21 protein-coding genes are annotated in these 20,027 nt (G+C 40.3%); 12 read left to right on the forward strand and 9 right to left on the reverse strand.

All coding sequences use genetic code 11. The features are described 5' to 3' along the window. Positions 1–75 precede the first annotated feature (75 nt). Together FTU22_RS09745 and FTU22_RS09750 are read right to left on the reverse strand one after the other, a co-directional pair. The gene (locus FTU22_RS09745; RefSeq protein ID WP_180094208.1) at positions 76–2,016 is read right to left on the reverse strand and encodes a sensor histidine kinase; all 1,941 of its coding nucleotides are present in this window, start codon (positions 2,014–2,016) and stop codon (positions 76–78) included. Between the two features lie 289 nt (positions 2,017–2,305). Then, positions 2,306–3,748, reverse strand: a complete 1,443-nt coding sequence (locus FTU22_RS09750) for a SulP family inorganic anion transporter (protein WP_180094209.1) — start codon at positions 3,746–3,748, stop codon at positions 2,306–2,308. Positions 3,749–3,963: 215 nt separating this feature from the next. Here FTU22_RS09750 and FTU22_RS09755 point away from each other — a divergent pair, with 215 nt between their 5' ends. Then, positions 3,964–4,575 (forward strand): glutathione binding-like protein, encoded by a 612-nt coding sequence (locus tag FTU22_RS09755; protein ID WP_180023888.1) that lies wholly within the window; start codon positions 3,964–3,966, stop codon positions 4,573–4,575. Positions 4,576–4,642: 67 nt separating this feature from the next. On the opposite strand, the gene FTU22_RS09760 is transcribed toward FTU22_RS09755, so the two are convergent. The 6 genes from FTU22_RS09760 to FTU22_RS09785 form a co-directional block, all read right to left on the reverse strand. Beyond that, positions 4,643–5,215 carry a hypothetical protein gene (locus tag FTU22_RS09760; RefSeq protein ID WP_180094210.1) on the reverse strand — a complete coding sequence of 191 codons (573 nt, stop codon included), beginning with the start codon at positions 5,213–5,215 and terminating at the stop codon, positions 4,643–4,645. A 181-nt stretch (positions 5,216–5,396) separates the two neighbouring features. Next, positions 5,397–6,182: a thiazole synthase gene (locus FTU22_RS09765; RefSeq protein WP_111885685.1), complete on the reverse strand. Its 786-nt coding sequence runs from the start codon at positions 6,180–6,182 to the stop codon at positions 5,397–5,399. A gap of 12 nt (positions 6,183–6,194) precedes the next feature. Further along, complete coding sequence (thiS, locus tag FTU22_RS09770; protein ID WP_180007313.1) at positions 6,195–6,392, reverse strand: sulfur carrier protein ThiS; 198 nt, start codon at positions 6,390–6,392, stop codon at positions 6,195–6,197. Positions 6,393–6,449: 57 nt separating this feature from the next. Then, a complete protein-coding gene (locus FTU22_RS09775) occupies positions 6,450–6,815 on the reverse strand; it encodes a DUF423 domain-containing protein (protein WP_078188880.1) in 366 nt (121 codons plus the stop codon). Positions 6,816–6,983: 168 nt separating this feature from the next. Further along, positions 6,984–7,853, reverse strand: coding sequence for an RNA polymerase sigma factor RpoH (rpoH, locus tag FTU22_RS09780; protein WP_180034717.1), 870 nt, complete (start codon positions 7,851–7,853; stop codon positions 6,984–6,986). Between the two features lie 142 nt (positions 7,854–7,995). Then, positions 7,996–8,190 carry a sulfurtransferase TusA family protein gene (locus tag FTU22_RS09785; protein ID WP_078189214.1) on the reverse strand — a complete coding sequence of 65 codons (195 nt, stop codon included), beginning with the start codon at positions 8,188–8,190 and terminating at the stop codon, positions 7,996–7,998. A gap of 415 nt (positions 8,191–8,605) precedes the next feature. Between FTU22_RS09785 and FTU22_RS09790 the strand changes: the two genes are divergently transcribed. Further along, positions 8,606–8,818: a cold-shock protein gene (locus FTU22_RS09790; RefSeq protein WP_005014923.1), complete on the forward strand. Its 213-nt coding sequence runs from the start codon at positions 8,606–8,608 to the stop codon at positions 8,816–8,818. A gap of 99 nt (positions 8,819–8,917) precedes the next feature. Next, on the forward strand, positions 8,918–10,069 hold the full coding sequence (gene rhlB, locus FTU22_RS09795) for an ATP-dependent RNA helicase RhlB (protein ID WP_180003018.1): 1,152 nt from the start codon (positions 8,918–8,920) through the stop codon (positions 10,067–10,069). A gap of 98 nt (positions 10,070–10,167) precedes the next feature. Here the strand turns inward: rhlB and FTU22_RS09800 are convergent, their stop codons facing one another. Then, positions 10,168–10,557: a hypothetical protein gene (locus tag FTU22_RS09800; RefSeq protein WP_180094211.1), complete on the reverse strand. Its 390-nt coding sequence runs from the start codon at positions 10,555–10,557 to the stop codon at positions 10,168–10,170. Positions 10,558–10,769: 212 nt separating this feature from the next. On the opposite strand from FTU22_RS09800, the gene FTU22_RS09805 reads away from it, so the two are divergent. The 9 genes from FTU22_RS09805 (at position 10,770) to FTU22_RS09845 (ending at position 19,904) form a co-directional block, all read left to right on the forward strand. Continuing rightward, the gene (locus tag FTU22_RS09805) at positions 10,770–11,360 is read left to right on the forward strand and encodes a nitroreductase family protein (RefSeq protein ID WP_218955020.1); all 591 of its coding nucleotides are present in this window, start codon (positions 10,770–10,772) and stop codon (positions 11,358–11,360) included. A gap of 60 nt (positions 11,361–11,420) precedes the next feature. Next, positions 11,421–12,494 (forward strand): NAD(P)H-dependent glycerol-3-phosphate dehydrogenase, encoded by a 1,074-nt coding sequence (locus FTU22_RS09810; protein ID WP_180094212.1) that lies wholly within the window; start codon positions 11,421–11,423, stop codon positions 12,492–12,494. Positions 12,495–12,573: 79 nt separating this feature from the next. Continuing rightward, positions 12,574–13,029 (forward strand): histidine phosphatase family protein, encoded by a 456-nt coding sequence (locus FTU22_RS09815; RefSeq protein ID WP_180094213.1) that lies wholly within the window; start codon positions 12,574–12,576, stop codon positions 13,027–13,029. Between the two features lie 27 nt (positions 13,030–13,056). Then, complete coding sequence (gspL, locus tag FTU22_RS09820) at positions 13,057–14,196, forward strand: type II secretion system protein GspL (RefSeq protein WP_180094215.1); 1,140 nt, start codon at positions 13,057–13,059, stop codon at positions 14,194–14,196. Then, on the forward strand, positions 14,196–14,675 hold the full coding sequence (gspM, locus tag FTU22_RS09825; protein WP_180094216.1) for a type II secretion system protein GspM: 480 nt from the start codon (positions 14,196–14,198) through the stop codon (positions 14,673–14,675). Before gspL ends, gspM begins: the two co-directional genes overlap by 1 nt. Positions 14,676–14,765: 90 nt before the next feature. Next, on the forward strand, positions 14,766–15,767 hold the full coding sequence (locus tag FTU22_RS09830; protein WP_078188867.1) for a quinone-dependent dihydroorotate dehydrogenase: 1,002 nt from the start codon (positions 14,766–14,768) through the stop codon (positions 15,765–15,767). 5 nt (positions 15,768–15,772) lie between these two features. After that, positions 15,773–16,360 carry a CvpA family protein gene (locus tag FTU22_RS09835; protein ID WP_078188866.1) on the forward strand — a complete coding sequence of 196 codons (588 nt, stop codon included), beginning with the start codon at positions 15,773–15,775 and terminating at the stop codon, positions 16,358–16,360. 24 nt (positions 16,361–16,384) lie between these two features. After that, a complete protein-coding gene (purF, locus tag FTU22_RS09840; protein WP_078193623.1) occupies positions 16,385–17,923 on the forward strand; it encodes an amidophosphoribosyltransferase in 1,539 nt (512 codons plus the stop codon). Positions 17,924–18,014: 91 nt separating this feature from the next. Further along, the gene (locus FTU22_RS09845) at positions 18,015–19,904 is read left to right on the forward strand and encodes a M48 family metalloprotease (protein ID WP_180007308.1); all 1,890 of its coding nucleotides are present in this window, start codon (positions 18,015–18,017) and stop codon (positions 19,902–19,904) included. The last annotated feature ends 123 nt before the right edge of the window (positions 19,905–20,027 follow it).

Genomic DNA, 20,027 nt, shown 5'->3' on the forward strand with positions numbered 1-20,027 from the left:
ACCGATTGGAGCCGTGCTTCGCATTTGCCATGTACAGTGAATTACTTAGCTCAAAAGTCATGAATTAACATTAATCTAGGCTGTTTTTTCATCAAGATCTTCACTATCAGTACCATCAGATTTAAATGGCAAAATGGCCTCAAGAACGGTAGAACCCGGCTGTGATTGTATTATAAATTCACCGCCGATACGATGGATTCGTGTTTGCATACTATGTAGACCAACATGTAGACCTTGTTCAACATTGTTAGGGTTGAAGCCTATACCGTTATCTTCAATACGTAATACCAACTGAGTTTCTATTTGGCACAAACTGAAATGAATTTTGCTTGCTTGACTGTGTTTTAAAATATTGGTGAGGGTTTCTTCTGCGACACGTGTCAAATTGAGACATTGGGTCGCAGAAGGTGAGTGAATCCATTCGGCAGCAATTTTCCAGCTCGAGCTTATGTCTAATTCCTCAAAGAGCTGTACAAAGCGATGGCGAATCGGTGCCGCCCATTCGATCGGGGTGTCGGGAACTTTCGTTCCTATACTCGAACCTGAATCGATGACTTGTCTTAAATCATTTCGGAACAGTTTAAGCATCGACATGATTTGTGGTTTTTCAATTTTGTCATTTTGTTCTAACAGTAAAATTGAACGGACAATTGATCCGCCTAAACCATCATGTAAGTCATGAGATAAATGAATTCGTTCTTGAAGTCGTGCATTTTCAAGTGCGAGTTGATGTTGTTGACCAAGTGAAGTGGCGAGTTTCAGTTCTGCACGTTGTACATTTTCAGTTAAGGTCTTATTAAAGCGCTCAATTTGACGGGTGTGTCGGGCTAAACGTAAAGCCAGTACGCCGCCCAAGATGAGGGTGGTCACTGGCCCGGTATAGGGCGAGAGGGCATGACCTTCCATGGTCATCATAAAGTGAGCATCATGTACCGCAATCGGTAAATAAATCAGATAAAGCGTTGCAAGCAAATAGGTTTCAGCCATTTTGGCTTTATACGCTAAATAGGGGTAGCTAATACATTTGGCCACAAAGACAAAAACAAAGAAGCTAAAACAAATTTGGATGACGGTCTTTAAATAAGCCTCTGGCGCAAAACCTATACAGAGCGCGGCGATGGTGGCTAGGCTTAATAACATTTTCTGAATTTTCGGGAATGGGTGGTTTGCAAAATACCATGCACCAATACAGCCAAAAACCGTATAAAAGCAGAAAATTATATTTTGTAGGCGGTCGACTTGAACGGTGGTTAGAAATGCAATTGGCCCATTAAAAATAATACACAGGCTATAAAATACCCAAGCCATGCCTGTGATGGTTAACCATAAGTAAGCTCTTTCATTACGATTGGCGAGCCATGCTAAAAAAAAGAACACAGCCACGACGAAATTAATCATCGTATTGAGTTCGACTAATTGTCGTTGTTCGAGTAACCAAATTTTAAAGGTGTCATAGACTTGCGGGTATTCTCCAATTTGAACTGAACTGAGTCCTGATTTTTGGGTCACTGAACCATACACTTGCACCCAAATGGTATTTACACCTTGCTTTAAACTCGAGCTAGGCAAGTTCAATAGTCTAGGTTGATGTTGGCTTCGTGAAAAATGTTCTGTTGAAATATAATCTTGCCAAAGTAGGGCATCGTTGATGTAAACCCGTCCACTTTGGGTGATGCCTTGTATAGCGATAGCGATGGGTTGATTTAACTGATGGAAATTACAGTTCAACTTAAATTGGATTTTGTACCAAGCGATACCATGATAGTCCGGCCAACGTTTATTCCATGTGTCTGGAAGCTTTTGCAGATTTTGCCAACCTGTACGTGGGCGCTCTTGCTCGACAGCGCTTTTAGCTGTGGCAATATGGGTAATTTCAACAGGACAATGACTGCTTGAGATCTGAGGGGTGGAATTGGCAAAAGTGGGTATAGCAATACAACATAGCAGGCAAAATAGACTCGCTAAGACCAGCAGCTGATTTGCTTGAATGCAGTGTCGTGACCAAAACCATACCATCAAAATTCCCCCAATTTTGTGTATCCACAATTTAAAAAAATAAATAGAAAGTCACATCAAATCTTTGTTTTATTCTTGATAGTTATAATTTTATGAGATGAATTATACAGTTAAATCGAATGAATGGTGAATTTTTCTCTTTTTTATAGCCTTAGTATTTTATGTAATGTCATTACAAATGAGACTTTGATTATTGAAACCCTTTGCTATATACATCCTGAATAGGGTTTCAATAGGTCACACTTTATTGAAAATTGATTGGATTCAAAGTGAATATTTCAAAAATCCATTAGTCACTGACACGGTCGAGTAAAGTGCTACTTGCTTCATTTAAGCCAAAAACCTCTACTTGAATCTGTCTTGATTCAAATTTTTGCACGACATTCTTCAAAATATTAACGGAAGTAATATCCCAAATATGTGCATGACTCAGATCAATTCGAACATGACTAACCCTCTCCTGAAAATCAAAAAATTGATAAAAACTCTCAGAGCTACTAAAGAAAATTTGCCCATAGACCGTGTAACTACGGACTTTGTCTTTAAGTTCTGATGTGACTTTTACCGAACTTTCCAGTTGATTGATAATAAACAACGCAGAGAGGAGCACACCAACCAATACGCCAAGCGCCAAGTTATGTGTTGCAAGCACCACGATCACCACAGCAATCATCACGACATTAAAAGACATTGGATGCTTTGAAAATTGCTTGACGGAATTCCACTGGAAAGTAGTGAATGACACCATGACCATAATCGCGACTAAGGCCGCCATTGGGACATAAGCCAACCATTCTTTTAAGAACACCACCAAACACAACAAAAATACACCTGCAACCAAAGTGGAAAGGCGAGTTCGCCCGCCAGAACTAACATTAATAATCGACTGCCCAATCATGGCACATCCAGCCATGCCGCCCATAAAGCCACTGACTATATTGGCAATCCCTTGACCACGACATTCCTGATGACGATCACCTTCAGTTCCAGTGACTTCATTGATCACTGTCGTGGTCATCATGGTTTCTAATAGGCCAACTGTTGCTAGGGTAATGGAATAGGGAAAAATAATCGTGAGGGTTTCAAGATTAAAAGGAATTTCAGGAATCAAGAAAATAGGTAAAGTCTCTGGAAACTTACCCAAATCACTCACAGTACGCAGGTCAGCACCTAAAAATAATGCCAAACCACTGAGGACAATAATGCAAATCAGCGGTGATGGAATGGCTTTGCCAATTTTAGGTAGATATGGAAACAGATAAATAATTGCAAGCCCTAAAAGCATAAAGACATAGCCCAAACTATCCATCTTTGACATTTCAGGTAGCTGTGCGAAAAAAATCAAAATCGCGAGTGCATTTAAAAAACCATACACCACTGACTGCGAGACGAAGCGCATAAGTTTTGCGACTTTAAAATAGCCAGCAATGAACTGAATCACACCAGTTAAAATCGTGGCAACCAAAAGGTATTGCAAACCATGATCTTTGACCAACGTGATCATAAGTAAGGCCATCGCACCCGTAGCAGCTGAAATCATTGCTGTACGACCACCAAAAAAGGCAATGGTGACGGCAATACAAAACGAAGCGTACAAACCAACCTGAGGGTCAACCCCAGCGATGGCTGAAAAGGCGATGGATTCTGGAATCAACGCAAGTCCAACCACCAAGCCAGCGAGTACATCAGTACGAATATTGGAAAACCATTGTTCTTTTTTAAGTTGTAACACGGTAACTTTTCATCAAATCTTAAACGCGGCTATGTTAAAACAACTGAGTATAAAAATGCATAACACAGTGACTTGAAATCTTCTTAAATATGGATAATAGTCAATGAGTATATATGTTTCAGCATTTACGCTTTTTTGCAATTTACAGGTTTGATCACTTGAAAGTTTGACAGAAGAGATTTAAAACATTGAATAGTACATAACAAGGATCAGATATGAAGCTTTATTATTCTCCAGGTGCATGTTCATTAGCATCACATATAATTTTAAATGAAATTAATGTCGATTTTGATTTGGTCCGTGTTGACCTAAAAAACCATAAAACAGAAAAAGGGGTAGATTATTACGAGATCAACCCAAAAGGTTATGTACCTGCATTAGAAATTAACCCAGGTTTGATCTTGACCGAGAATGTGGCCATTTTACCGTTCCTTGCACAGCATGATCCAAAACAAGACTTAATTCCGCCATCAGGTTTAGGTCGTGCCAAAGTTTTAGAATGGCTTGGCTATTTGAACTCAGAATTACATGATGCTTATGCCGTATTCTTTGGTGCACCACTAGATGCAGACGCTAAAGAAAAAGCTTATGCAGAAATTGATCGTTTATTGACATATATCGATAAAGCGATTGATGAATCGGATAACGACTATTTGGTCGATGATAACTTTGGCCCAGCAGATGCCTATCTCTTTGTACTGACAAATTGGTCAAATGGCATCGGACATGATTTAACGCCATATAAAAATATCATTGCATTACGTAACAAAGTTGCAGAGCGTCAATCAGTTCAAATTGCGATGCGTGATGAAGGATTGATTCCTTAAGTTGTGTATTCAAATTGAATAATAAAATACCGCCGAAATTGGCGGTTTTTTATTGCTCAGGTTCAACTTAGTACTCGAACTGTGTATAGAAATCATCAAAGTTAATATTTTTAAGCGTCAGCTGTTGTGGTGCTTTGAAGCTTGACCATTTGGTATGAGTTTTGGCATCTTCAAACATATTGCCGCCTACAATTTCCTTACGTTTTAAGGTCGAAAAATTATAGCTTTTCGATGTTTCTTCACCAGAAGCTCGGTGAAAGCTACTGTAGTCAAAACCAATCAGGTCAAAGCGTTGATTTTGCCAACGGAAGGTATAACTATGTCGGGGCCATTCCCAGCCACCACAAGCCATAAAATAACTAAAATGAACGAGTAAATTGCCTTTACTGATTTGGATGTCTTCTGCTTCAGCAAGTGGATCAAGTAAGCATGAATTCGGTTGCTGAGCGACTGGGATACTGTTGTTTTCTACGATACGTTGATATCCCTTTGCGGTTTTAAAAAATACGATGAGTTGTCGTGGATGGTTATGAACGACTTTGCCATCGTCATCATAGGTCACCACATCGACTTTTTGTTTTTCCACGATCATCGCAATATCTGGCATTTGATCTTTGTTTAGGTCGCCAGTCGTAGCCATCAAAATGTCCCAACCTTGAGGCGCGAGTGATTTGGCTGTGCTGGGCACTTGGGCAGACAGCCAACTAGATGCGACACAAAGACTCAAAGTACAAAATATATGGGATATTTTCATTGTTATCAGGTTTTCAAAATCAAAAAAAGGACTCAATAGAGTCCTCTTTTATACCGTGAATGAGTTCTTATTTAAAGAAGTAGCCGGTTTCAGGTGAACTGGCATTTGCCATGCGTTTACGCGGCATACGTCCTGCTAGGAATGCTTCACGACCGGCTTCAACTGCTTTTTTCATCGCTGAAGCCATTAGAACAGGGTTTTGAGCTGCTGCAATGGCTGTATTCATTAATACGCCATCACAGCCCAATTCCATCGCTATCGCTGCATCACTTGCTGTACCTACACCCGCATCGACCAAGACAGGCACTTTGGCATTGTCTTTAATGATCGAAATAGTATGTGGGTTGAGAATGCCTAAACCTGAGCCAATGAGACTACCTAAAGGCATAATCGCTACACAGCCCATGCTTTCCAGTTCTTGTGCCACAATCGGGTCATCTGAGGTATAAACCATGATTTCAAAGCCATCGTCAATCAATGTACGTGCAGCTTTTAAAGTCTCGGTAATATTTGGATATAGGGTTTTCTCATCGCCTAAAACCTCAAGTTTAACCAAATTGTGACCATCTAAGAGTTCACGCGCCAACATGCAAGTACGGACCGCACTGTTCGCATCGAAACAACCTGCTGTATTTGGCAAAATCGTATATTTCTCAGGTGGAACCACTGAAAGCAAGTTTGGCTGGTCTGGATGTTGACCAATATTCACACGGCGAATGGCAACGGTCACAATTTCAGCACCACTGGCTTGAATGGCCTGGTCAGTTTCCGTTAAGTCCTTGTACTTACCTGTACCAACTAAAAGTCGTGAATTAAATGTACGTGAACCAATGATTAGGGGTGTATCTTCCATGGGAGCTCCATTTTAGCCGCCACCTACGGCATGAATAATTTCAATATGATCTTGCTCAGTAATTGGGGTTTGTTCCAATTTACTTTTCGAGATGATCATTTCATTTTTTTCAACAGCGAAGCGTTTGCCTTCCAGTTGTAATTGTTGAACCAATTGCAAGAGGTTGACACATTCGGTTTGTGTAGCTTCGCCGTTTAAATAGATTTGCATTTGCGGATTCCGTTCTTGCTGCCTTACCTGTTGAGTAAGACCAATATCTGCTGTTGATTATTTTGCGTATTTAAACGCATTCCATGCCAATATGAGCCATCCAGCAATCATCAGCGCTCCACCAATCGGGGTAATTGCACCGAGACCGCGTGGTAAACCTAGAGCCATCACATATAAAGAACCACAGAAGAAGAAAATACCAATTTGTATAAGTAGGAAACTGGCTTTTATTGGAAGTTGGGGAATGACTTTGGATAAGATCGCGAGGGCAAGTAAGCCCAGTGCATGATAAAAGAAATAGTCCGTTGCAGTTTGCCACCAAGCCAATTGGGCTTCAGTCGCGCGAGCTTTTAATCCGTGTGCACCAAAGGCACCAAGCATTACAGCAAAAGCTAAGTTAAGTGCGGAAATGGCAATCCACATGTGCATTCACCTTAACAAAATTTGCGCATAACCATAGCATATTTAGCACGCAGGGTTAAAGCAAAAATGCCCAAAGTTTTTGTGTTGTAGCTTGTCATTCAATACTATTCAGACATAAAAAAGAGCATCGAAGTGCTCTTTTTAAGAATGACTGGAAAAGCCTTCAACTTAGTTTGAGGACATTGCGACTTTAATTTTTTCCATCGCATTTTTTTCCAACTGACGAATACGTTCAGCAGATACATTATATTCCGCCGCCAATTCATGCAGCGTCGACTTTTCGTCATCTAACCAGCGACGTTGTAAGATGTTACGCGAACGGTCATCCAACTGATCCATGGCTTCATGTAAAGCTGAAGTGCTTTGTTCTTCGTAATCTTCATCTTCCGCTAAACGCGCAGGGTCGTAACGGTTATCTTCGAGATAAAGGGCAGGAGCGACATGGGTCGAACCTTCATCGTCGTCATCACCTTGAGCTTCAAAGGCAGCATCATAAGCAGTTAAACGGCCTTCCATTTCCAAGACTTGTTCAGGTGTTACATTTAAGTCATTGGCAATCGACTGTGCTTCAGCCAAAGATAATTTTTTAGAGGACTTTTTTAAGCTACGTAAATTAAAGAATAATTTACGCTGCGCTTTAGTGGTCGCAATTTTGACAATACGCCAGTTACGAATCACATATTCATGAATTTCTGCTTTAATCCAATGTACAGCAAAAGATACGAGACGTACGCCCATGTTTGGGTCAAAACGTTTTACCGCTTTCATTAAGCCCAAGTTACCTTCTTGAATCAGGTCACCTTGTGGCAAACCGTAGCCTGCATAGCTACGTGCGATATGCACAACAAAACGAAGATGCGACATCACTAGCATTTTAGCTGCGTCTAAATCTTGGTCATAATAATAACGCTCAGCCAGCTCTTTTTCTTGTTCGGCCGATAAAATTGGAATCTGATTAACAGTACTAATATAAGCACCAAGATTCACCCCAGGTGCCGATAATGACAGGGGCATCAATTGATTGCTGCTGTCACTCATGTTTTCTCCTTGAGAATTAAAATGGGTAAGCCCAATAACTAAGATTCATCTTAATCCAATATTTCCGTAAATTATGGAAAATTGGGTATAGAAATGTAAACTTTTATTCAATTATGAAGCAATTTAGTTTAACTGAATCTTTTTAAGATTCAATCAAGTAATGAAACTCAGAATCGGAAATTTTGCGCATTTCACAGTTTAACTGATGTATTTGACAGTATCGTGATACATCTTGTTGGCTGTGCGGATCGGATGACTTTAACAATAAAGATTGGTCTGGACTTTTCTTTAAAGCTTTTTTGAGCATCAATAGTGGCATCGGGCAGGGTTTACCCATTGCATCTACAGTTAAAAGCGAATTTTGGCTGTCATTCACGAAGCAGATCCAACATGTTTACATTTCAATGGAAATATTAGCAAATACAGTGCCAAATCCCAACCTAAAATAGGTAAAAATCCTTTGTGATTTATAACTCAAACGATGTGAAAAAATAAGAATATTCAAAAGGAAAATAGATCAAAAAAATCTATTAATTGCGGTAAACCCGTGTTAAGCTCGTTGCGTTGTTAAGATTTTTGTTGGCTGTGAAGCCTCTTAACTCTTGATATATTTGGATGTAACCGGGATTTTGTTGATAGTTTTACAGAATGATTACAAGCTTAGAAATAAAAATATTTTTTTTAACCTTGTTTGGTCTGCTGTTTGCAACACCGGGTGGTCCTTCTTTTTTAAATACGATAAGGATTAACTTATGACAGCTCGTGAACAAGGCGTTGTTAAATGGTTCAACGACACTAAAGGCTTTGGCTTTATTCAACGTAACGGCGGCGACGACGTATTCGTTCATTTCCGCGCAATTATGGGCGAAGGCCACCGTTCACTTCGTGACGGTCAACGCGTAGAATTCAGCGTTGTTAAAGGTCAAAAAGGCTTCCAAGCTGAAGAAGTACAACCTTTAGACTAATCGTCTGAATGTACTCAAAAACGCTCCAATGTAAATTGGGGCGTTTTTTGTTTATAATGCTTCAGCAATTTTGTGATTATTCAATTAGGGCACATCTATATGTCATCAGGTTTTGAAACCTTAAATTTACATCCGAACCTTAAAAAAGCCATTGATGCTTTAGGTTTTAAGGATATGACGCCTATTCAGCAAAAGGTTTTAAAATTTACATTGGCTGGACATGACGCTATTGGTCGTGCTCAAACTGGTACTGGTAAGACTGCGGCTTTCTTGGTCAGTGTGATCAATGACTTGTTGAATAATCCAATTAAGGAACAGCGTTATCGTGGTGAACCGCGTGCATTGATTCTTGCACCAACGCGCGAACTTGCTTTGCAAATTGAAAGTGATGCAAAAGAATTAGTGAAATACACTGATCTCAATGTCATGACTTTGCTCGGTGGGGTAGATTTTGATAAGCAAAAAAATCTATTAAATCGTAATTTTGTCGACATTATGGTGGCGACACCGGGTCGCTTAATTGACTTTGTTGAACAAAAAGAAGTTTGGCTCGATCAAATAGAATTTTTAGTGATTGATGAAGCTGACCGTTTATTAGATATGGGCTTTATCCCTTCTGTAAAACGTATCGTGCGCTTTTCACCACGTAAAGAACAACGACAAACTTTGATGTTCTCTGCAACATTTAGTTATGACGTTTTAAATTTGGCACAGCAATGGTTGTTTGAACCAGTAACTGTTGAAATTGAACCTGAGAAAAAAACTAATGCAGATGTAGAGCAACGTGTCTACATGGTGGCGAAGTCTGATAAATATAAATTATTGGAAGACATCTTACGTGATGAACCAATTGAAAAGGTCATGATCTTTGCCAACCGTCGTGATCAAGTGCGTAAACTTTATGATCACCTCAAAAAAGATGGTTATAAAGTGGTGATGTTGTCAGGTGAAATCGCTCAAGATAAACGTTTGAAAATGCTTGATCAGTTCAAAAATGGTCAACATAATATCATGATTGCAACAGACGTTGCGGGTCGTGGCATCCATGTCGATGGTGTTTCTCATGTAGTGAACTTCACACTTCCTGAACAGTCTGATGATTATGTACACCGTATCGGTCGTACAGGTCGTGCAGGTACTCGTGGTGTGAGTATTAGTTTCTTGTCTGAAGATGATGCTTTTTCACTGCCTGAAATTGAAAAAGCCATTGGTCAAAAATTACCTTTAACCCGTTTAGACGGTTATTGCTAATTTTGCTTCTAAAAAGCCTGCAGATTTGCAGGCTTTTTTATTTCATGTCGACTATTTCATTTTGAGTTAATGACAAAACAAAATCACAGACTAGCGTTTTAGTTTGCACGGCAACTAAAGGTTAGTACGTTTTGGTAATCATCATCTTTGCTGATGCTACCGCTATTTCCAGTAATGGTGCCAAGTACGCCAGCCGCCGCCTGAATCATTTGACCTGTCTTTTCATCGACCACGCCTTTTAACACACCGTTGTATTCTTGCTTTTCATCCACGACGACAGGGGTCGCATTTTTACCACAGGTACTATTTGCAGCTGCAATTGCATTATTTTTTGCCGCTAAACTGGTTTTACCTACGGCAGTCACTTCATATTGATTATTTGGTTTTTGAATCGCTAAGGATTTTGTTGGTGTAGATGTACATGCAGCTAAAAACACAGTTGCGCTTAGCGTGCTAACAATGGCAACAGTTTTGTTGAATTTTTTCATGCGGTGCCCCGAGTTAGAAATAATTTGATTTATTTGAACATAAAATTTTTTATAGAACAGGGAACTGCTGTACAAGTTATGCGGTTTTTTTATAGTAAATCTGTGAATAAAGCTGACTTAACAAATAAGCACCGAGTCAGATGTAAACATTCTAGAGTAAGTTATTGAGAATATGCTAATCTTGAGCAAACGTTTTAAAGTACAGTGTATAGATGTCAATTCTAAAATCAGCAGTTGATACAGTTCATCAAAATATTCATCAGCGTCAGTCGATTGGTCATTTAATTGAACCTGCGCCGAATGCTGAGCAATTGGAAAATGCGTTTCAAGCCGCTTTAACGGCGCCAGATCATCATCGTCTTAAGCCTACGCGTTTCGTGATTATTCCTGAAACTGAACGTGAAGCATTTGGTGAGTTGCTTTCACATGCTTTAGCCGATACTGGACAAACAGAAGAAGCGCAGTTGGAACGTGTGAAACACCATCCATTTCGTGCGCCACTATTGGTTTTGGCTTTAACTCAATTACAAGATCATCCCAAAGTTCCGCATTTCGAACAAATTTTAAGTTCAGGCGCAGCAGTACAAAACTTTTTGCTCTCTTTACAAGCACAGGGCTTTTCAACCATGTGGCGTAGTGGGGCGGTGGTTGAATCTAAATTGTTTAAACAAGCCTTAGGCTTAACGGAAAACGATTTGATTTCAGGCATTATTTATATCGGTACAGCTGTGAAAGCAATTCCACCTCGTGCTGAAATACAGTCTGCTGACTTTGTAAGCCATTGGCATAAAGCAAAGCAATAAAAGTGAAAAATAGATCGATTGATGAAGTTCGATCAGTAAAGAAATTAGGATAAAAGAACAATGTCAGAACTTGATTTTGCAAGTCTTGTTAGCCCTGTGTCAGTTGACCAAAAAACTGCACTACGTGTTACGGTGTTGGGTGGTGGGAGTTTTGGTACTGCGATGGCCAATACTGCAGTACGTAATGGCTGTGACACCATGATATGGATTCGTGATGAGGCGGTAGCTGCGGACATTAATGCAACACATATTAATAAACGTTACTTGCCAGATTTTCAATTAGAAGCAAGTTTGCTTGCTGTTTCAGATTTAGAAAAAGCAGTACGTAATCGTGACATTATTTTGGTAGCCATTCCGAGCCATTCTTTCCGTAGTGTTTTACAGCAGATCAAGCCTTTTATAACCTCACAAGCAGTGGTGTCTTTAACCAAAGGTATTGAAGCCAATACCTTTAGCTTTATGAGCGATATTATTCGTGAAGAACTTCCTGAAGTCCCTTATGGTGTGCTTTCAGGGCCAAACTTGGCGAAGGAAATTGTTGCTGGACAACCTGCAGGGACTGTGATTGCAAGCCAATCTGAACTGGTTCGTTATGCAGTTCAACAAGCGCTACACAGTGCTTTGTTTCGTGTATTTGCAAGTGATGATGTGCATGGCGTGGAATTGGGCGGTGCTCTGAAAAATATCTATGCAGTCGCGATGGGTCTAGCTGCGGCTTATGGTGTCGGTGAAAATACCAAGAGTATGATTTTGACACGTGCTTTGGCAGAAATGAGCCGCTTTGCAGTGAAATTAGGCGCAAACCCATTAACATTCCTAGGTTTATCTGGTGTCGGTGACTTATTTGCAACTTGTAGTAGTCCACTCAGCCGCAATTACCAAGTCGGCTTTGCACTCGGTAGTGGTAAAAGCTTAGAACAAGCCACCAAAGAACTGGGACAAACTGCGGAAGGGATTAATACCATTGTGCAAGTACGCGCACGCTCTGAAGAGCTCGGTGTGTATATGCCAATTACCAGTGCCTTGTACGAAGTGATTTTTGAAGGTGCACCGGCACTGAATATTGCATTGTCACTGATGAAAAATGGCCATCGCAGTGATGTTGAATTTGTCTTGCCACATCAGCAAGTTTAAGTTTGCTGATTAATATGCAATACACATAGCTTTGTCATACTGGCTGTATATAATGTGCGGAATAGAATAAGGAAATTTTATGCAACTGACATTGGTTAGGCATGGCGAAGCTGCTCCGCCAGTAATGGGGAATGATGAAAAGCGTCCTTTAACAGCGCGCGGACAAACTCAAGCGGCAGAAACTGCAGCATATTTGAAAGATATAATTCAACCAGACGTTTTTGTGGTGAGTCCGCTACTGCGGGCGCAGCAAACACTTTCATCTTTGCAAAAACATTTTCCACATGTGCCTGTGGTTATTTGTAATGCCATCAAACCGGAAGATGATGCCAAAGTTGCAGTGGAATGGTTGTCACATTTACCGTATGAGTCTATTGTAGTGGTATGCCATATGAACGTTGTGGCACATATGGCCAGTGTTTTGGTCTCAGAATATTTTAATCCCTATGCTTTGGCAGAAGCGCGCATTTATGAACAAGCGGTCATTGCTCCAGGGTTATCAACACAAATTAAAATGTTTATACCATCAACATAAAAACCAATTAAAACGGCAGAAAAATTAATGTTGTATTTATGGATGCCCGAAGCCAATGGGGTTTGGCAATGGTCAGAAGGGGATTTCTGGAAGCAGTCATCGACACTTGAACAATTGATTCAGGAAATTCAGCCACATGCGGGAAAGGAAGCGGTTGTTTTCTTTCCAAGTCGTGATGTACAAATCATTCAGCAAAATTTTCCAAAAAACCAATATAAAAAACTTGGCCCAGACGGCGTAAAATATTTACTTGAGGAATATGTCATTTTGCCTTTAGATGCAATGAAAGTATTGCATCATTTTCAAAGTCCGGATGAATTAACGGTCATGGGGATTGCGCATAGTACACTTGAAACGATGCAGCATGCTTTGACGCTAATTCCTGTAAAAGTCATTTCGTTATTACCTGACTTTTTGGTCTTGCCAAGTCCAGAAGCAGGGCAACATGTTTTGGCAAATGTCAGCGGTCATTTATTGGTTCGAAATAGTGAATATGTCGGTCAGTCTGTTGATGATTTGGCTTTGTATTTAGATTATCAAATTGGTCAGCCGAACTATAAGATTTCAAATTTAAGTTCAGATCAGACGCATAGTCTTGAAGCTGCCGTAACGCATGATCACATTGAATCTTTTCATTATGAATTACCCAATATAAAAAAACCGAAACAACATCCACTGAATGTTTTGCCGAAAGCCAAAGCCAATACGGGTGTGAGTGGCTATTGGAAAGCATGTGCAGCTGTTTTGATTGCGGCTCTAATTACTCAGTTTAGTTATGATGCAGTTCGCTGGTATCAATACAAAAAAGTGGCCAACATCACTGCGGCACAAGCGATTGATCAGTTTAAATATTGGTTTGGTCAAAGCTATCCTGTGACCGAACAAACGCTGAAAAGCCAGTTCGAATCACAATTGCGTCAGAGTCAAACGGGCAATGCACTGGCTTTGTCTTTACTGAGCCGTGTCGGGCCAGTTTTAATGCAAAACCAAATTTCTGCAAATCGTGTCAGCTATGAAGCCTCGATGTTAAATATGGAGCTAAAAGCTAATTCGGCAGAAGTACTACAAACCCTAACTAATCAATTAAAACAACAAGGTTTTAAAGTAGAATTAGGGAATATTCAACCAAGTGCCAACGGCGCGATTGGATTGGTGAAAATACAATAATGATAAAAATGGAAAACCTACAGCAACGTATAGATGGGCAAATTGAGCGCATCACTGATTATTTAGACCAACTGTCAACACGTGAACGAGTCATGGTAATTTTTACCACGATTTTTGTTGTAGTGGCAGCGATTGGTTCGGCACTGTTTTATATGAACAAAGCTGCAAATTTTCAACAAAAGCGCGTGAATGAACTCAAGGATACTGTTGTTTGGATGCAAAGTAATGCCGTCACGATGAAACCAGCAGGTGATACACAACTGAGCGCGTTGGAAAAAGTTCAGCGTGTATCGCAACTACAGGGTTTATCCGTGGCATCTCAACAAGTCGGTGAGCAAATACAGATTGCAGTGATGCATGAAAATTATGCAATTCTGGCCAATTTTTTGACTCAATTGGTTCAAATGGGCTTAAGTATTGAAAAGATGGAATTAAGTTCTGAAGCAGGACAGGTTAAATTAACAGCGAGTGTACAATAATCGGTAAAAATAAAGATCTGCTAAGCATGGTGTTTTATCTGTGCTGTGCCTATAATATGCCGACTTAAAAAGCAGTAGACTTTTATAGATATGTTGTATTCTCTAGCCCGCCCTTTGTTGTTTACTTTAGCACCAGAGCGTGCACATGAGCTGACATTATCGCTGTTGAAATCTTCTCACAAGATGGGAATGATGCGTCAAAACGTGGCGTCTAAACCAGTAACATGTATGGGAATCGAATTTCCTAATCCTGTTGGTTTAGCAGCCGGTCTTGATAAAAACGGTGCTTATATCGATGCGCTGGCGAGCCAGGGCTTCGGCTTTATTGAAATTGGTACAATTACACCACTTCCACAATCAGGTAACCCTGAACCTCGTTTATTTCGTTTACCGAAAGCAAAAGCCATTATTAACCGTATGGGTTTTAACAACGATGGTGTGGATCAGCTGATCGAAAATGTCAAAGCTGCAAAATTTAAGGGTGTACTTGGGATCAATATCGGTAAAAATGCAGTCACACCTGTTGAAAAAGCAGTTGACGATTATCTGATTTGTCTAGAAAAAGTTTATAACTACGCTTCTTATATTACGGTTAATATTTCATCTCCTAACACAAAAAATCTTCGCAGCTTACAAAGCGGTGATGCTTTGACTGAACTGTTAGAGACACTCAAGAAACGTCAACTCGAGTTGGCGGATGAAAATCAACATTATGTACCCTTAGTACTTAAAGTTGCACCAGATCTAGAACCTGAAGACATTAATTTTATTGCACAACAATTGTTAAAATTTAAAATTGATGGTCTGATTGTCACCAATACGACTTTGTCACGTGAAGGTGTTGAAGGCCTTCCATTTGGTGATGAAGCTGGTGGTCTATCCGGTGCACCAGTCTTTGAAAAAAGTACGGCATGTTTGGCGGCTTTTGCTAAAGTATTAAACGGTCAAATTCCATTGATCGGTGTAGGTGGTATTTTGTCGGGCGCGGATGCTGTTGCGAAACAAAAAGCAGGAGCAAGCCTTGTACAAGTGTATAGTGGCCTCATATATACAGGTCCGACACTTGTAAAAGACTGCGTAGACGCATTGTAAATATCATGAATACCATTGATATCTTTATACTGATTATTTTGCTCATTGGAGGGCTTAACGGTTTGCGTCAAGGATTTGTAAAAGCCTTTGCGAACTTCATTGGATGGATTCTTGCACTTGTCATTGCGGCAAAGTATGCAACCGTCCTTGCACCTTCGATGACATCTTTAAGTACAGATCCAGTGGTACAGAAGATTGCCGCGTTCGCATTTATTGTATTGTTGATTGTAGTCATGACTTGGGTCGCAACATGGTTATTGAACAGTATTTTGAAAACATTAAAGCTTGGTCCTCTAAATCGACTGGCAGGTGGTGTTTTCGGAAGCTTGAAAGGATTGTTGGTGGTGCTGATCACTATGCAGGGACTAGGTCCTTGGGTAGAAAGTTCACCACATTGGAAACAATCTAAAATGGTTCAGTCATTATTGCCATATGCGCCTTGGGCAACCGAATTGTCCAAAGATGCTGCAAATCAAGCACTTCATCATATTCAGTCTGAAGATGCTCAGAAATCTTCAGACCTACCATCTGAGTCGCAGAACAAGCACGGACGTTCTGGATCGGGTGAGTCAACAAATAATCCTTTTTATTAACCCTAGCTTGTCTGCGAGGTTGCTATGTGTGGAGTAGTTGGTATAGCTGGTAAATCACCTGTTAACCAAATGTTGTTTGATGCGTTAACGATGTTACAACATCGTGGACAGGATGCAGCCGGGATCGTAACTTGTCAGGATGGTCGTTTATTCCTGCGTAAAGATACGGGTATGGTGCGTGATGTGTTCCACACACGTCATATGCGTGCATTACAGGGTAATTATGGTATTGGCCATGTTCGTTACCCAACTGCTGGTTCTTCAAGCAGTGCTGAAGCTCAGCCATTCTATGTAAACTCACCTTATGGCATCACGCTTGCACATAATGGTAACTTAACTAATGCTGCTGAAATTCATGATGACTTGTTCAAGACTGACTTACGTCATATGAACACCGATTCAGACTCAGAAGTATTATTAAACGTATTTGCTCACGAATTGCAAAAACGCGCAAAACTTACACCAAGCGCTGAAGATGTATTCCACGTGGTTTCACGTGTGCATGAACGTTGCAAAGGTGGTTATGCGGTTGTTGCTATGATCACCGGTCAGGGCCTTGTGGGTTTCCGTGATCCAAATGGTATTCGCCCATTGATCTACGGTTCGCGTGAGACTGAAAATGGTATGGAATATATCATTGCGTCTGAATCTGTCGCAATTACAGCGCTCGGCTTTAAGGTTGAGCGTGATATTGCACCGGGTGAAGCAATTTATATTACTGCTGATGGCGTGATGTCGACCAAGCAGTGTGCAGTAGCCCCTGAATATCGTCCTTGTATCTTTGAATACGTATATTTTGCGCGTCCAGACGCAACCATTGACGGTATTTCAGTTTACAAAGCACGTTTGAAAATGGGCGAAAAACTTGCTCAGAAAATTCTACGTGAATGGGGTGATGAGCACGATATCGATGTCGTGATCCCAATTCCTGATACTTCACGTACTTCAGCGCTAGAGCTTGCAAATACTTTAGGTGTGAAATTCCGTGAAGGCTTCATGAAGAACCGTTATATCGGTCGTACCTTCATTATGCCGGGTCAGCAACTTCGTAAGAAATCTGTGCGTCAAAAGCTTAACCCTGTAGAGCTAGAGTTCCAAGGCAAAAACGTACTTTTGGTCGATGACTCGATTGTACGTGGTACGACTTGTAATGAAATCATTCAAATGGCGCGTGATGCGGGTGCGAAAAAAGTATTCTTTGCATCTGCTGCACCGATGGTGAAATATCCAAACGTGTACGGTATTGACATGCCAGCCAAATCTGAACTGATTGCGTCTGAACGTAGCGTTGAAGAAATTCGTGAAATTATTGGTGCTGATCGCCTAATTTTCCAAGACTTGGAAGATCTGAAATCTGCAGTACGCACCAAGAAAGTCCCTGAGTTACAAGACTTTGATTGCTCGGTATTTGATGGTAAATATGTGGCAGGTGGTATTGATGCTGAATATTTAGCAGCATTAGAGCGTAAGCGTAATGACTCTGCAAAAAATGAAAAGCCAGCTTATATCGATGTTAATATTGATGCAGCTTCTGTGGATTTAACAGGTGTTCGCGAAGAATAATCTGCTGAAAACATACTGAAAAAGCGGGAATTTCCCGCTTTTTTCATTTATGATGAGCAAACAAAAGACAATGTAGCTTAAGGGTATTACATTGAGACGTGTGGGTTATGATTTTATAAAAAACAAAAATATGTTTTGGCCTGTCACCATGTGTATGGCGGCAGTGTTTTTGACCGTCGCAATTATTAATGTAATTGTCGGTTTAATTGTGGATTATTATGATTCCACACAGTCTATCTATTGGCATGTCCTTAGCCCATTTTTAGTGGCGGCTGTGCTGCTGATTATGTTGGTTTCTGTTCTCTATGATTTTTACACCTTTCGTTTAGGTGGTTATTCACTTGCCAAACAGTTAGGTGCGCGACGTCTGAGTCTGATTGAAAGTATTCCTGAAGAAAGTGTTGCACTGCGTATGACAGAGCAACTGGCAGATACCTTTTTAATCGATACTCCCGCACTTTATGTCCTACCTGATGAAGTGGGTGTGAATGCGCTCACCGCTGGTTTTAGCCCTCGAGATACATCGATCATTTTAACTTGGGGAGCCTTACAAACCCTAGATGAGATGGAAATGTATGGTTTGCTGAGCCATGAATTTAATAAAATCTTGTCGGGGGAAGCTGCGGAAAATACCCGTTTGAAAATCTTATATAGCGGGTTGACGACCTTTAGTCAGTGGGGCAGTAAAATTGCAAAACGTGGCTTCTATAAAAATGGACAAGCACGGGACAATAAGTTTGAAACCCTTTTTGTTGCGATTGGCGCGGTCATTTGGTTGATCGGAAGCTTAGGTGTTTTGATTTCCCGCTTTATTAAATATATCTCTTTGGGTTCTCGAACCTATCGTAATGATCAGAAAACCAAACGTCTGATTCAAAATGATGCCAATATTCAAACCTTATTAAGGATTTATGTGCATCATTCAGGTTCGCAAATTCATAGTGAATATGCGGAATCGATTTCTCATATGTGTTTTGCAAACTCACTCAGTCCGCAAAACTGGATGAATATTCACCCAAGTATTGAACAGCGTATTTTTGAATTAAATCCGGCGCTCATTCATGACCTGCAACTAGAAAATTTAAAAAAACTGCGAAACCAGCCGCTATTTTATTTATTCCGTTCACTAGAAGAAGCTAGTCCAGATGTTGCAACACCATGGAACTCGCCACAACCATTACCTTTACTGCGCTTGTCACCGATTAGTTTTGCGATACGAGATGCAATTAAACCGTTGAACCCCGAGATTCGTGAAAATTGGCAGCGGCCTGAATTGATCCAACGTGCCTTGCAAACAGCAACGGGTTCGCGTGAGGTGATGGTTGCTATTTTAATGATTCGTCAGTATCGAGAGTTTATTCCGACTGAAGCTGAAGTGAGTCGTGCGATTGTGGATGCCTTATTGAATCTTGATGGTCGTGTGCATATCTCCATTTTTCATGAGGCATGTAAAAATATTGGCACTATGCCTGCGACGATTTCACGGCAGTTCTTAACCAAGCTTGCCAAGATTATTCAAGAAGATGGTGAAATTGGATTACTCGACGCCTTACTACTTGAAACAGTGAAATATGAGTTAAATCTGTTGCCTGCACATACACCTACGTCTTTAGAAGATGTAAAACCGAGTATTGTGCGTTTGATTGATGCCTTGTTGCATGTGCAACAAATTAACAGTGATAACCAACTCGAAGTGCGTGAAAAAATCCTCAATCGAATCTTAACGAAAGAAGAACTAGAGTTCTATCGCGATATATCTGATGAGCCAATTGATTTGGCTGAAATCCTAAATGATATTTCTGGGCTGCTGCTGCGTGAGCGTCTAAGCATTCTTGGGGTTGCTGAAATATGTTTATGGAATGATCGAATTATCACGCAAGATGAGTTGGATGTTTTGCAGCTACTATATTGGCGTATTGGATTTGAATCAGCTGAGATAGTTGAACTGATGCAAAAGAAAAATAGTTTGATGATCGTATAATTATTTATAGCGGCTTGATTTATGAATAAATTGTTTAATTTTAAGTCAAAATTAGTCTGAGCAAGTCTACAGAATCTTTAAAGAAATAGTATGATCTAATTGATTTATAAAAGTTCAGCAAAA

The sequence above is a fragment of the Acinetobacter sp. YH12076 genome, assembly GCF_013419525.1.
GTDB lineage: Bacteria > Pseudomonadota > Gammaproteobacteria > Pseudomonadales > Moraxellaceae > Acinetobacter > Acinetobacter amyesii.

Bases quoted from the DNA above. Each gene is read 5' to 3' on its own strand.
- FTU22_RS09745 (WP_180094208.1), bottom strand. From the start codon at position 2,016: ATGGTATGGTTTTGGTCACGACACTGCATTCAAGCAAATCAGCTGCTG.
- FTU22_RS09755 (WP_180023888.1), top strand. From the start codon at position 3,964: ATGAAGCTTTATTATTCTCCAGGTGCATGTTCATTAGCATCACATATA.
- FTU22_RS09760 (WP_180094210.1), bottom strand. From the start codon at position 5,215: ATGGCTACGACTGGCGACCTAAACAAAGATCAAATGCCAGATATTGCG.
- FTU22_RS09765 (WP_111885685.1), bottom strand. From the start codon at position 6,182: ATGGAAGATACACCCCTAATCATTGGTTCACGTACATTTAATTCACGA.
- thiS (WP_180007313.1), bottom strand. From the start codon at position 6,392: ATGCAAATCTATTTAAACGGCGAAGCTACACAAACCGAATGTGTCAAC.
- FTU22_RS09775 (WP_078188880.1), bottom strand. From the start codon at position 6,815: ATGTGGATTGCCATTTCCGCACTTAACTTAGCTTTTGCTGTAATGCTT.
- rpoH (WP_180034717.1), bottom strand. From the start codon at position 7,853: ATGAGTGACAGCAGCAATCAATTGATGCCCCTGTCATTATCGGCACCT.
- FTU22_RS09785 (WP_078189214.1), bottom strand. From the start codon at position 8,190: ATGGGTAAACCCTGCCCGATGCCACTATTGATGCTCAAAAAAGCTTTA.
- FTU22_RS09790 (WP_005014923.1), top strand. From the start codon at position 8,606: ATGACAGCTCGTGAACAAGGCGTTGTTAAATGGTTCAACGACACTAAA.
- rhlB (WP_180003018.1), top strand. From the start codon at position 8,918: ATGTCATCAGGTTTTGAAACCTTAAATTTACATCCGAACCTTAAAAAA.
- FTU22_RS09800 (WP_180094211.1), bottom strand. From the start codon at position 10,557: ATGAAAAAATTCAACAAAACTGTTGCCATTGTTAGCACGCTAAGCGCA.
- FTU22_RS09805 (WP_218955020.1), top strand. From the start codon at position 10,770: ATGTCAATTCTAAAATCAGCAGTTGATACAGTTCATCAAAATATTCAT.
- FTU22_RS09810 (WP_180094212.1), top strand. From the start codon at position 11,421: ATGTCAGAACTTGATTTTGCAAGTCTTGTTAGCCCTGTGTCAGTTGAC.
- FTU22_RS09815 (WP_180094213.1), top strand. From the start codon at position 12,574: ATGCAACTGACATTGGTTAGGCATGGCGAAGCTGCTCCGCCAGTAATG.
- gspL (WP_180094215.1), top strand. From the start codon at position 13,057: ATGTTGTATTTATGGATGCCCGAAGCCAATGGGGTTTGGCAATGGTCA.
- gspM (WP_180094216.1), top strand. From the start codon at position 14,196: ATGATAAAAATGGAAAACCTACAGCAACGTATAGATGGGCAAATTGAG.
- FTU22_RS09830 (WP_078188867.1), top strand. From the start codon at position 14,766: ATGTTGTATTCTCTAGCCCGCCCTTTGTTGTTTACTTTAGCACCAGAG.
- FTU22_RS09835 (WP_078188866.1), top strand. From the start codon at position 15,773: ATGAATACCATTGATATCTTTATACTGATTATTTTGCTCATTGGAGGG.
- purF (WP_078193623.1), top strand. From the start codon at position 16,385: ATGTGTGGAGTAGTTGGTATAGCTGGTAAATCACCTGTTAACCAAATG.